General features: G+C 65.5%; 10 protein-coding genes. 1 reads left to right on the top strand and 9 read right to left on the bottom strand.

Annotated elements, in window-relative coordinates:
• Positions 1-115 precede the first annotated feature (115 nt).
• The 6 genes from CDE01S_RS05345 to CDE01S_RS05370 form a co-directional block, all read right to left on the bottom strand.
• Positions 116-2,983, bottom strand: coding sequence for a valine--tRNA ligase (locus CDE01S_RS05345; protein ID WP_066704723.1), 2,868 nt, complete (start codon positions 2,981-2,983; stop codon positions 116-118).
• Between the two features lie 137 nt (positions 2,984-3,120).
• Positions 3,121-4,311 carry an MFS transporter gene (locus CDE01S_RS05350; protein ID WP_066704724.1) on the bottom strand — a complete coding sequence of 397 codons (1,191 nt, stop codon included), beginning with the start codon at positions 4,309-4,311 and terminating at the stop codon, positions 3,121-3,123.
• Between the two features lie 4 nt (positions 4,312-4,315).
• Entirely contained in the window at positions 4,316-6,139 is a 1,824-nt protein-coding gene (locus tag CDE01S_RS05355; protein WP_157077049.1) for a Vgb family protein, read from the bottom strand.
• A 1-nt stretch (position 6,140) separates the two neighbouring features.
• Positions 6,141-6,974, bottom strand: coding sequence for an SDR family oxidoreductase (locus CDE01S_RS05360; RefSeq protein ID WP_066704725.1), 834 nt, complete (start codon positions 6,972-6,974; stop codon positions 6,141-6,143).
• Positions 6,971-7,954, bottom strand: a complete 984-nt coding sequence (locus CDE01S_RS05365; RefSeq protein WP_066704726.1) for an SDR family oxidoreductase — start codon at positions 7,952-7,954, stop codon at positions 6,971-6,973. The genes CDE01S_RS05360 and CDE01S_RS05365 overlap by 4 nt, the downstream gene beginning before the upstream one ends.
• Entirely contained in the window at positions 7,951-8,862 is a 912-nt protein-coding gene (locus tag CDE01S_RS05370) for a bile acid:sodium symporter family protein (protein WP_066704727.1), read from the bottom strand. The genes CDE01S_RS05365 and CDE01S_RS05370 overlap by 4 nt, the downstream gene beginning before the upstream one ends.
• 162 nt (positions 8,863-9,024) lie before the next feature.
• On the opposite strand from CDE01S_RS05370, the gene CDE01S_RS05375 reads away from it, so the two are divergent.
• Positions 9,025-10,026 carry an AraC family transcriptional regulator gene (locus CDE01S_RS05375; protein WP_066704731.1) on the top strand — a complete coding sequence of 334 codons (1,002 nt, stop codon included), beginning with the start codon at positions 9,025-9,027 and terminating at the stop codon, positions 10,024-10,026.
• On the opposite strand, the gene CDE01S_RS05380 is transcribed toward CDE01S_RS05375, so the two are convergent.
• The 3 genes from CDE01S_RS05380 to CDE01S_RS05390 are packed head-to-tail and all read right to left on the bottom strand — an operon-like array spanning position 10,027 to position 12,573.
• Entirely contained in the window at positions 10,027-10,215 is a 189-nt protein-coding gene (locus CDE01S_RS05380) for a DUF2783 domain-containing protein (RefSeq protein WP_066704733.1), read from the bottom strand.
• A gap of 10 nt (positions 10,216-10,225) precedes the next feature.
• The gene (locus CDE01S_RS05385; RefSeq protein WP_066704735.1) at positions 10,226-11,932 is read right to left on the bottom strand and encodes an FAD-dependent monooxygenase; all 1,707 of its coding nucleotides are present in this window, start codon (positions 11,930-11,932) and stop codon (positions 10,226-10,228) included.
• On the bottom strand, positions 11,929-12,573 hold the full coding sequence (locus tag CDE01S_RS05390) for a VOC family protein (RefSeq protein WP_066704737.1): 645 nt from the start codon (positions 12,571-12,573) through the stop codon (positions 11,929-11,931). Before CDE01S_RS05390 ends, CDE01S_RS05385 begins: the two co-directional genes overlap by 4 nt.
• Positions 12,574-12,646: the final 73 nt, after the last annotated feature.

Raw genomic sequence — 12,646 nt, forward strand, 5'->3', positions numbered from 1 at the left:
GCGCAGCTCTCTCAACATGTGGTGACTTCATTGGGGGAACGCCGTGGCACCGGCTTTGCCGGGCCACTGGCGTGGCCCCCTTGAGGGGGAGGCGGCGATAGCCGACACAGGGGTGTTACTTTAATCGGCCGAGCTGCTCTTTGACTTTTTCCAGGGTGGCCGTGAAGTCGGCGACACGCTTCTTTTCCTGTTCGATCACGGCGGGCGGCGCCTTGGCAACGAAGGCCTCGTTGCCGAGTTTGCCGTTGGCCTTGGTGATCTCGGCCTGCAGGCGCTCGGCCTCCTTGCCCAGTCGCACCTTCTCGGCTGCGACATCCACTTCCATGTGCAGGCAGACGCGGGCTTCGCCCACCACTGCCACCGGGGCCGCTTGCGCCGCGGCAACCCAGGCAGCCTCGTCATTGAACACCTTGACTTCGCTCAGTTTGGCCAGTGCCTGCAGCACCGGGGCAGACTGCTGGAGGAAGGCTGCTTCGGCGGTGTTGCTGGCGACGGCATACAGCGGCAGGCGGGTGGCGGGGGACACCTTCATCTCGCCGCGCAGGTTGCGGCAGGCATCCACCAGTTGCTTGAGCTTGGCGATTTGGGCCATGGCCGCCGTGTCAATGCGCTCGGGCTGGCTCACCGGGTAGGCGGCGATGCTGACCGACTCACCACTGCGACCGGCGACCGGCGCCACTTTCTGCCACAGCTCTTCGGTGATGAAGGGAATCAGTGGGTGGGCCAGGCGTTGGATGGTTTCCAGCGTGCGGATCAGGGTGCGGCGCGTGCCGCGCTGCTGCGCCTCGTTGCCGGTGCTGATCTGTACCTTGGCGATTTCCAGGTACCAGTCGCAGAACTCATTCCAGACGAAGTCGTAGATCGCGTTGGCGACGTTGTCCAGGCGGTAGTCGGCAAAACCCTGGGCCACGTCAGCCTCGACCTGCTGCAGCAGCGAAACGATCCAGCGGTCGGCGGCGCTGAACTCCAGGTAGCCGCCCGGCAGGCATTCGCCGGCGCCGTGTTCCTTCAGGCCGCAGTCGTAACCCTCGCAGTTCATCAGCACGAAACGCGTGGCGTTCCACAGCTTGTTGCAGAAGTTGCGGTAACCCTCGCAGCGCTTGCTGTCGAAATTGATGTTGCGGCCCAGCGATGCCAGCGAGGCGAAGGTGAAGCGCAGCGCGTCGGCACCAAAGGCCGGAATGCCGTTGGGGAATTCCTTCTCCGTGTTCTTGCGCACCTGGGGTGCGGTCTCGGGTTTGCGCAGGCCGACGACGCGCTTGTCGAGCAGCGGGGCCAGTGCGATGCCGTCGATCAGGTCCACCGGGTCCAGCACATTGCCCTCGGACTTGCTCATCTTCTGGCCCTGGGCGTCGCGCACCAGGCCGTGGATGTAGACATGCTTGAACGGCACCTTGCCGGTGAAATGGGTCGTCATCATGATCATGCGGGCGACCCAGAAGAAGATGATGTCGTAGCCGGTGACCAGTACGCTGGAGGGCAGGTAGAGGTCGAAGTCCTGCGTCTTCTCCGGCCAGCCCATGGTGGAGAAGGGGACCAGTGCCGAGGAGTACCAGGTGTCGAGCACGTCCTCGTCGCGCGTGAGCTTCTTGCCGGGGGCCTTGGCCTGCGCTTCGGCTTCGTTGCGCGCCACGATCACGTTGCCGTCTTCGTCATACCAGGCCGGGATCTGGTGGCCCCACCAGAGCTGGCGCGAGATGCACCAGTCCTGGATGTTGTTCATCCACTGGTTGTAGGTGTTGACCCAGTTCTCCGGCACAAACTTCACCGCGCCGCTGTCCACCGCATCGATGGCCTTTTGCGCAATGCTCTTGCCGGTCGGGTCGCCCTTGCCAACTTGGCTCATGGCGACGAACCACTGGTCGGTCAGCATGGGCTCCACGATCTGGCCGGTGCGGGTGCAGATGGGCACCATGAGCTTGTGCTTCTTGGTTTCCACCAGCGCGCCGATGGCTTCCAGGTCCTTGACGATGGCCTTGCGTGCCACGAAGCGGTCCAGGCCGCGGTATTTCTCCGGCGCGTTGTCGTTGACGGTGGCCTGCAGCGTCAGCACGCAGATCAGCTCCAGCTTGTGACGCTGGCCGACCTGGTAGTCGTTGGGGTCATGGGCCGGCGTGACCTTGACCACACCGGTGCCGAATTCCTTGTCCACGTAGGCGTCAGCAATCACCGGGATCTGACGGCCCACCAGGGGCAGCGTCACCATCTTGCCGATCAGATGCTTGTAGCGATCATCCTCGGGGTGGACCATCACGGCCACGTCGCCCAGCATGGTCTCGGGACGGGTGGTGGCCACGGTCAGCGAACCGGATCCGTCGGCCAAGGGGTAGGCGATGTGCCAGAGCGAACCGTCCTTCTCCTCGCTTTCCACTTCGAGGTCGGACACGGCCGACTGCAGCACCGGGTCCCAGTTCACCAGGCGTTTGCCTCGGTAGATCAGGCCCTGCTCGTAGAGCTGGACGAAGGTTTCGGTGACGACCTTGGACAGCTTGTCGTCCATGGTGAAGTACTCGCGCTTCCAGTCCACGCTGTCGCCCATGCGGCGCATCTGGGTGGTGATGGTGTTGCCGGACTGCTCCTTCCACTCCCAGACACGGGCCACGAAGTTCTTGCGCCCCAGGTCGTGGCGGCTGATCTTCTGTTCCTGCAGCTGGCGCTCCACCACGATCTGCGTGGCGATGCCAGCGTGGTCGGTGCCCGGCACCCAGACGGTGTTGGCGCCCGCCATGCGGTGGTAGCGTGTGAGCGAGTCCATGATGGTCTGGTTGAAGGCGTGGCCCATGTGCAGCGTGCCCGTCACATTGGGCGGTGGCAGCTGGATGGCGAACGAAGGGGCGCCGTCCTTTGGGGTGCCGGTGCCGCGGTAGCCGGCGGCGGCGTAACCGCGGCGTTCCCATTCGGGGCCCCAGTGCGCCTCAAGGGCGGCCGGTTCGAAGGATTTGGACAGGCTGTTGAGGCCGGGCTGCTGGACGGTATCGCTCATGGAGATGGCTCGGATCGGAAAAAGCGGCACCCTGCAATGCGATTCAGGGTGCCATGGCGCCCCAAGTGTGGCAGGGCGAGGAGATGGGCAATTTTATGCGATCGACCGGCTTGGCCCGCCGGTACCTGTGCCCTGTGTCACCGGCCGGCATGACGCCGCAGGACCGGCATGGTCAGGGCGGCAGCGGCCGCCAGGCCCGCCAGCGCCAGACCGGCCCCGACGATGGCCGGCACCAGCCCCGCCTGGTTGACCAGCGCGCCGGCGGCCACCCCCGACACGGCCGGCAGCACCTGCGAGGTGATGGCGTACATCGACATGACCCGCCCGCGCAGGGCCTCGGGGGCTTGCGTCTGGATGCCGGCCACCACCAGGCTGATGACCATGCCGCCCAGCATGCCGACGCAGGCCAGGGCCAGGGCCGACAACAGCGGCGACGCAATAGCGCCCAGCAGGGCAAAGATGAGGCCGCCCAGCGCCACGCCGCCCAGGATGGTGCGGCCATGGTGCAGGCGCCGGGCCAGCACCAGCGCCAGCACGCCGCCGATGATCAGGCTGATGGCCAGCAGCCCCAGGTAGGCACCCCGTTGCGCTTCCGTCAGGCCGAGCTGCTGACGTGCCAGTTTCGGCAGCAGGATCTGCAGGGGCCCGGTCATGGCGTAGCCGATCACTGCGGCCAGCATCAGCTGGCGCAGCAGCGGCGCGGACCCGACGGTACGGAAACCCTCGGCGATATCGGCCCACACCGACTGCGACGACGGCACAGGGTTGGCGTGGGTGCGCAGGCGCAGCAGCAGTGCCGACGACAACCCGAAACCCAGCGCCGCCGTGGCCAGCACGGCAGGCCAGGCATGGGCACTGCGGATCAGGCCGATCAGCAGCGGGGCCAGGCCGAAGCCCAGCAGCACCTGCAGGTTGAAGACGATGGTCAGTGGCCGCAGTTCGCTGGCCGAGGCGAGCTGGCCGAGTGCCGTCAGGCGTGCCGGGCCGACAAAGGACCAGGCCAGGCCACCGGCGAAAGCACCCGTGAGTACCCAGGCCGCCCGCTGGCCGGCGGCAGCACCGGTGTCCGCCCACCAGAGACAGGCCAGGCCCAGCAGGAACAGGGCCTGGGCTCCGTGGATCACGCGCCCCGGTGCCATGCGGTCGCACAGCACGCCGCCGAACCAGCCGAAGACGATCGAACTGCCGAAGGCCAGGCCAAAGCCGAGCCCGGACAGCAGGTCCGACCCCACCGCCTCCTGCAGGTAGAGGATGACGGTGTAGTTGAACATGTGCCCGGCGGTGAAGGCCAGCAGGCACGACAGCAGGAATGGAATGTGCCGGCGCATCAGCTCACTTCGCGCTGCCGGGCTGCAGCTGGATCAATGTCGGCTGAGCATCCTCGATGTGCCAGGACGGAAAGCTGGCGCTGGAGAGGAAGACGCGGCCGTCCTTGCCAAACTCGACATCGCGCGTGAAGGTGGCCTTCCGCGGCAGCGGGTAGAAGCGCCAGGTGCCGCTGGCGATGTCCAGGCACTGCGCCGAGTCGGAATTGGTGCCTGTGACCCAGACCTGGTGGCGCTGGCGGTCCACGTTCAGGGCATAGGGGGTGTCGCTGCCCTTGGGCAGCACCGGCATGTCAAAGGTAGTGAATTTGCCGCTGGCCGGCTCGTAGCGCAGGATGGCCGATTCGTTGAACATGGCGATCCAGAGGTTGCCGTCGCGGTCGCTGCGCAGCCGGCGTGGTCCGTGCAGCGGGGTGGGAATCATGGTGACTTTGCCGCTGGCCGGGTCGATGGAGGCGATCTCGTCGGTGTGCAGGCGTGCGATCCAGACGGTGCCGTCGGGTGTGATGTCGATGCCGTAGGGCAGCGGCACGCCGGTGGAGACGTGGTCGATCTTGACCCAGTTGGTGATGGGCAGGCCCCAGCCGATGAGCTTGAAGAAGAAGGGCGTCAGCTTGACGGTGAGCTTCTCCATGACGCTGCGAAACGGCAGGTCGTAGGTGGTGAACTTGGCCGTGGCGCGGTCGAACATGGCGACCTGATTGGACAGCGCCAGCGTGAACCAGACGCGGTCCTGGGCATCGATGCGCACGGTGTGCGGGTAGAAACCGCTGTCCATCTCGTGCGTCTTGAAGGTTTTGTTCACAGGGTCGAACTCGATCAGTCGGCGCTGGTAGGACGGCGTGATGAAGACGTGGCCGTCCTTGCGCGACTCGGCCAGCGAATGGATGCCCTGGTAGGTCTCGTGTTTCGGGAAGTCACGCAGCCGGCCGGCCAGCAGGCCACCGAGCTGGTCACCGGCCACGGGCGGGATCTTGTAGACCGTATAGGCGCCGGTGTCGGGGTTCACCTCGTACAGCCGGTCCTGCAGGTTGTCGCCGATGTAGACAAAACCGTTGCTGTGCATCAGGAAGTCATGCATCTGTGAAAAGCGGTCGCCCAGCGGCAACTCCGTGATCTGCGCCCCTGCCAGATGCTCGCGCCATGGTGTGGACGCCGGTACCAGCTCCGGGTGGGCCGCAATGTTCTTCCAGTGTTTCTCCAGCAGCGCGGGCAATTCCTTTTGCGCTTCGCTCGACAGGCGCGAGCCATAACGCACCATGCGCTTGATCGTTATTTCCCATTCTTCGGCACTGCGCTCGCGGTGCAGGAAGGCCGAACCCTGCTGATGGCAGAAGCCGCAATGCAGCAGGAACTCCTTGCGGATCGCGGTATCCGGCACGGCTTTTTCCAGCGTCGCCGTCCAGGCGTTGGAGGGGCGCTGCTGGGCCAGTGCTGCGACATCCTTCTCGGCCTTCAGCGTCAGCACCGGGTTGGCGGCCAAGTCTTTCGACGACAGCTTCAAGTCCTGGTAACCCGGCTTGCGCAAGCGCAGCTCGAAGGCGCTCCGCGTGTCTGCCAGCGTGGCCTGGCCTTGTGCATCGGTGAAGCGGGTGCGCTCGAAAGCGCCCTGCTGCAGTTTGCCGGAGGCCGGGTAGCCGTTGTCCGAATCGTCGATGCGTGCCGGCGGCTGTGGTGCCTGCGTCACCATGACCAGGCTGGCGGCCCGGCCATCTTCGGTCTGGACCTTGAGCGTCAGGGCCTGGGCGTTCATTCCTGCCAGTGTCAGCAGGCCCGTCATGGCAGCGATCAGGGCCGCCCGCGGTACGTTGTGTGCCAAGCATGGTTTCATGTCAGTCTCCTCCTTGTTGGTGTTGTGTTCTCATTTCGCCTTGCAGACGGCGCCGCATGAGAGCGGCATACAGGTTGGGCCAGCAGCGCGACAGCCACCAGGCCAGGCGCGCGGTGGCACTGAAAAGCAGCAGCGTTTTTCCATGCGAGGCGGCCTGGAGAATGGCTTGGGCTACTTCGTCCGGCGTGGCCTGACGGCCGGTCGTCAGGCGGGAATGGCCTGCGGGTCGACCGTCGCCACCCAGTGCGGCCTGGTCGATGCCGGTGTCGATGAACGAGGGGCAGACCAGCAGCACGCCGACACCGTCGTCGGCCAGTTCGGCGCGCAGGCTGTCGAAAAATCCATGCAGCGCATGTTTGCTCGCGGCGTAGCCGGTACGGCCGATCAGCGGGGAAAAACCGGCGACGCTGGAGATCGTGATGACGAGGCCGCGCGCGGCGCGCAGATCGGCCAGGGCGGCGTGCGTGCAATGCACGGCACCGAAAAAATTGACGTCCATGACGCGGCGGATCACGTCGAGGCGTGTGGCAGCGAAGGCGCTGCGGTGGGCGATGCCGGCGTTGTTGACGAGGACGTCGATGCCGCCCCAGCGGGCATGGACGGCCTGCATGGCTGCGGCGCAGGCAGCTGCGTCGGTGACGTCGCAAAGTTGGGTGTGGATCTCGCCGCCTTGTGCTGCCAGCTCGTGTGCCAGGGTTTGCAGGCCGTTCGCATCGCGGTCCAAGGCGGCGACACGGGCGCCCGCCTCACTGAAGCGCAGGCACAGGCTGCGGCCGAGCCCGCCGGCAGCACCGGTGACGACCACCGTCTTGCCCCTGAAACTGCGCTGCGTCATGGGCGTGGCGCCTGGCGGCTCTGGGCGGCCCGGGCCTGGCGGTAGATCTCGAACACCTCGGCCGATGTGTAGCGTGGTGTGTAGCCGAACACGGTTTTCAGGCGCGTGTTGAGCAGCACCGGCCGGTAGCGCAGGAAGTCCAGCTGCTCCGGCCCGTACTGGGTCAGGCCCAAGGGCTTGAGCAGGGCCAACGCGCCCTGCAGCAGCCAGGCTGGCAGCACCAGGCGGCGCTTGCCCAGGCGGGCCGCGATCTCGCGCAGGGTCAGGGCGCCATCACCTGCCACGTTGTAGATGCCGGCTGGGCCGTCGCCAATGGCGCGCAGGATGATGGCCACCACGTCCTGGTCCCAGATGAAGACAAAGGGGCTCTCGGAGCCGGCAATCGCCAGCAGGCGGGGCTTTTCGAACAGGTCGGTGATCTGGTTGCGCACGGTGGCGCCCAGGATGGTGCCGATGCGCAGCACCACCTGCTCCAGTGTCGGATGGCGGGCGCGGTAGTCGGCCAGCATTTCCTCCACCAGCCGTTTGTGGTGTGCGTAGGCGAAGACTTCGTTGCCGCGCAGGGGCATGTCCTCGGTCAGCCAGGCCGGGTTGTCGGCGTGGTAGCCATAGGCGGCGCCGCTGGAGGAGACGATGATGCGCCGTACGCCGTGCTGAACGCAGGCCTGCAGCACATTGCGGGTGCCGTTCACGTCCACGTCGTATTCGAGTTCACGGTGGCTCTTGCGTCCGGGGGTGACGATGGCGGCCAGATGCACCACCGTATCAATGCGGTGACGGCTCATCAGCTCATGCAACGCCGGGGCACGGATGTCACCCATCTCGTACGTGACGCCGGGCAGCGCCTGTGCTGGCGCGCGCAGGTCGTGGGCCACCAGTACAGCAGGCCGCTGCGAGGCGGGCAACTGCGCCAGACGCTCCAGCACCTGGCGCCCCAGGTAGCCGCCGGCCCCGGTGACCAGGATGCGGTGCCCGCTCATGATGTGGCTCCGTCAGGCGCGCGGTTTTTCCAGAATGTGGCGAGTGTCATGCCGGCCACGATGTGCCAGATGCCCCACCAGGCGGTGACGATGGCCATGCCGCCGAGGCCATTGAAGAAGTTGAAGATCAGGATCAGGCCCAGCCCGGAATTCTGGATGCCCATCTCGAAGGTGATGGCACGACGATCGCGCTCCGGCAGTCCTACCGCCGTTGCCAGGCTGTAGCCCGTCACCAGCGCCAGCAGGTTGTGGATGAACACCACCAGCAGCACGAACTGGATGTAGGCCAGGAAGTGCTTGAAGTTGGCCGCCAGCGCGCCGACGATGAAACCCACCAACACCAGCAGCGAGAGGATCTTCATCGGTTTCTGGATGCGTTGCGCGAAAGCCGGGTAGCGGCGCGCCACCCACATGCCCAACACCAGCGGCACGCCCAGCAGCAGCACGATGACTTCCAGCATTTCCCACGGGCTCATGGCCACCTGCTTCATCAGACCGCTGGTGACGGGGCTGAGGTTGCCCCAGAACGCGAAGTTCAGCGGCGTCATGACCAGGGCCACCGCCGTGGACAAGGCGCTCACGCTGACCGAGAGCGCGGTGTTGCCCTTCGAGTAATGCACCAGGAAGTTGGAGATGTGGCCGGCCGGGCAGGACGAGACCAGGATCATGCCGAGTGCGATGCTGGGGAGGGGGTTGAGGAGCCAGACCAGCACATAGGTCATGGCCGGAAACAGGATGTGATGGCCGAACAGGCCCAGTGCCAGTGCCTTGGGTGTTTTCAGTGCGGCCTTGAAGTCGTCGACTTTCAGCTCCAGCGCCACGCCGAACATCACCAGCCCCAGCACGGTGTTCAGCAGGGTCAGGGTCTGCGGGTTGAAGCTCAGCTGCACCTGGTCAATGGGCGCCATGATGTGTCTCCTCGTTTTGGTAGGCTCAAGGGCCCATCCGCGACGGCTGCCCCGATCTTTTTTTACGTGCCGAAACTTTAGGGCAAACTCGCGCTGCCGTCCCGCACCATTCGGGACAGGCAGCCATCAATTCGGGACAGGCAGCCATCGGCATCAACCGCCATGCAAGACTCATTCAGCGTTACGGCCCGGTTCACCCAGGCCATCGTCGAGGCCGCACAACGCCAGGGCGTCAGCCTGCCCGAGACCTTGCGCGAGTCCTTGACGCAGCACAGCCGGGTGCCGATGGCCCAGCAGGATGCGTTGTGGACCCTGTTCGCCGAGGCCGCCACCGACCCGCTGGCCGCGCTGCGCCTGGGCGGTGACTTGCAGGCGGGCCACCTGGACATCGTGGGCATGTTGCTGCTGAGCTGCGACACATTGGGTGACGGCCTGGAGGTGCTGACCGAGTACGCGCCGATCATTGGCGACAACGCCCGTTTCGACATCGTGACGGATGCCCATGGCGTGGTGCTGCGCTACACGCCGGATTACGCGGTCTGCCGTGCGCAGCGGGTGGAGGCGGTGCTGGCTTGTGTGATCAGCCTGGCGCGCTGGATGACAAATGGCCGCTTCCGGCCCCGTGAGGTGTATTTCATGCATGCGCCCCGCGGCGATGTGGCTGCCTACGAGGCCTTGCTCGGTTGCCCGGTCTGTTTTGAGCAGACGGCCAATGGCGTGGGCATGGAGGCTAGTGCACTTGATTGCAGCCTGATCCAGGCCGGCATGCAGTTGCATGCCCATCTGCGGTCGATTGCCGACGACATGCTGGCCTCACTGCAGCAGGGCAGCGTCTCGGCGCGGGTGCAGCAACTGATCCGTGAGCACCCCCGCTGGGGCAAGGAGCGCATCGGCGAGCAACTGGGCATGAGCGGCCGGCACCTCAACCGCAAGCTGGCCGCCGAAGCCATTTCATTCAAAGGCTTGCGCGAAGCGCTTCTGCATGAGATGGCGGTGCAGGCGCTGCGCAGCGGGCAGTCTGCCGCGGCCGTGAGCGAGAAGCTGGGCTTTTCCGACGAGAACGCCTTTGTCCGGGCCTTCCGGCGTTGGCGCGGCCAGACACCGGCGCAGTTCGCACGCGCCAGTGCCTCGGCGGCAGACCCTGCCAGCAGCGCAGGCCGCTGATCAGTCCGGCAGCTGCCGGGCGGCCTCGATGCAGGTCGCCAGCACCTCGCGGTTGCCGATCTGGTTGGCCAGCAGCAGGATCAGCCGGGCGTTCAGCAGCGCTGACTGTTCATGGCCCAGTCCGGTATGGGCGTCGAGCAATTGCTCGTAGAAAGTGTCGGCATCCTGGAAATGCAAGGTGGTCTTCATGGGATGCTCCTCAAGACTTCAGGCCAATGGCCTGTTCAATGGCCTGGATCAGGTCGGCGTCCACGCTCTCGCCGGTGGCGGCCAGATAACCGTCGGGCCGCACCAGTGCCCAGGCATGGCCGAACACATGGCAAGCGCCCTGCAGGTGACCTTGCGGGTCACGCACATGCTCGCGCGCCTGGGCGTGGCTGTCTGTGCCCATCACCTGCACGCAGCGCACCGGCGCCTGGCTGGCCAGCTGGCGCAGGCGCTGGCTGGCGGCGGCTGACATGTCGCCGAACACCAGCACCAGCAGATCGCCGTCGGCCCATTCGAGCAGGTCGTTCACCGTGCCGCGGCTGTTGTCCGCCCAGCGGAACCCCACGTTCTGCACCGACAGACCGCCGGTGCGGTCGCAGATGCGGGAGTGGGTGTAGCTGTTGGCCATGGCCATGCGGCCGGTGTTGATCAACGAGCGCGCGAACGGGTATTGGCGCGCCAGGCTGATGGCCGCACTGCGGAAGGTGCGCTCCATGCCGTCGGCCGGACGCAGGAAACGCGCTGTGCGGTTGGTCACCTGCACGTTCTGAGTGGCGGCCTCGTGTCGCTCATCGTGGTAGCTGTCCAGCAGGCTGGCCGGTGCGCGGCCCTTGAGCACGGCGGCTAGCTTCCAGGCCAGGTTGTCGGCATCGGCCACGCCGGTGTTGCCGCCACGGGCGCCGAAGGGGCTGACGATCTTGGCCGTATCGCCCATGAAGAACACGCTGCCGATACGCAAGCGGTCCAGGCACTGGCTGCGGTAGGCATAAGGGCCGACCCACACGATCTCGTAGTCGACATCGGGTCCGAATTGCTGGCGCAGGCGCTCGCGCACCACGTCCTCACGGCTCACGACTTCGGGGTCGGCATTGGGTTCCATCTGGTAGTCGATGCGCCAGACGTCGTCGGCCATCAGGTGCTGCCAGACGGCGCGGTTGCCATTGAAGGGCGCCTCGATCCAGGTGTGGCGCTCCTTGGGCGGATGGTTCTTGAAGCGCACGTCGGCAATGCACCAGCGGTCGTCGCCGCGGCGCGAGGTCATGGTAGCGCCGCACCAGCCGTGGAACGGCGTGTGCGAACCACTGGCGTCGATCACATGCACGGCTTCCAACTGGTAGCTGCCTGCCGGCGTTTCCACGGTGAGCGAGGCATAACCGTTGTGCTGTTTGAAACCGGTCACGCGCGACTTCCAGCGCATGTCCACATGGCCCAGGCCGTAAATGCGCTCGACCAGATAACCCTCGATGTAGAACTGCTGGATGTTGATGAAGGGCGGCTGGGCCGACAGGCCGAAGTTGCTCTGCTCGCGCAGGTCGAAGGAGTAGACCTCGTCCTTGCCGGCGAAGGTGCGCCCCACGCTCCACTGGATGCCTTTGGCGGCGATGCGTTCGTACACACCCAGGCGCTGGAAGATCTCCAGGGACTTTTGCGTGTAGCAGATGCCGCGCGAGGCCGCGCCCTTCACGCCCACGGTGTTGTCTTCGTCGAGCAGCACCGCCGCAATGCCCAGTTTGGCCAGGCAGCAGGCCATGGTCAGGCCGGTGATGCCAGCGCCGACGATCACCACCGGGTGACGCTGGGCCTTGCCGCTCTTGAGTTCAGGTGGCGCGACGAACGGGTATTCGGGCAGTTCGTAGCCCGACCCCTGCGTGAATTCGTAGCCATTGGTGTAGGCGGTTTCGCGGTAAGTCGTGTTCATGCTGCATGGCCTTTCTGCCCTTGGATGCGGGCGGCTACTTCGGGGCGGTCGTTCTGCTGTGGCTTGAGGGGCGCGGCCACCCTGCCGGCAGCACGGTCGCGGCGCCACTGTTCCTTGCTTGCCGTCCACTCGTTCAGGCGTGCGTGGGCGGTGGTGCTTTCCTTGAGCATCTGGAATTCGTCGGCCACCTGGGCCGAGAGTTCGAGCCGCACACCGTTGGGGTCGAAGAAATAGATGCTCTTGAAGATGTGGTGGTCGGTGACACCGATCACCTCGATGCCGTGCGACTGCAGGCGGGCTTTCATGGCCTCCAGTTCCGGCAGCGAGTTGAGCCGGAAGGCAATGTGGTTCACCCACTGGGGGGTGTTGGCGCTGGGTGCTGCGGCCTGGTCATCGCCGAGGTCGAAGAAAGCGATGAAAGAGCCGTCCTGCAGACGGAAGAAGAAGTGCGTGTAGGGACAGTACTCGCCGGTGCTGGGCACGTAGTCGCTCTGGATGATGTGGTACAGCGGCAGGCCCAGGATGTCTTCGTAGAAGTGCCGCGTTTCTTCCGCATCGCGGGCGCGGTAGGCGTAGTGGTGCAGTTGCTGGATGGGGGCAGGCGGCGGGGCCGTGGAGCCCATTTCCCGGGGGCTTGTCATGCAGTCTCCTCTCAGGTGATTCATTCACCATTACGTAATTCGTTTACTTTATCGTAACTTTTAGTCGGACTTA

Source organism: Curvibacter delicatus NBRC 14919 (assembly GCF_001592265.1).
Classification (GTDB): Bacteria; Pseudomonadota; Gammaproteobacteria; order Burkholderiales; family Burkholderiaceae_C; genus Hylemonella; species Hylemonella delicata.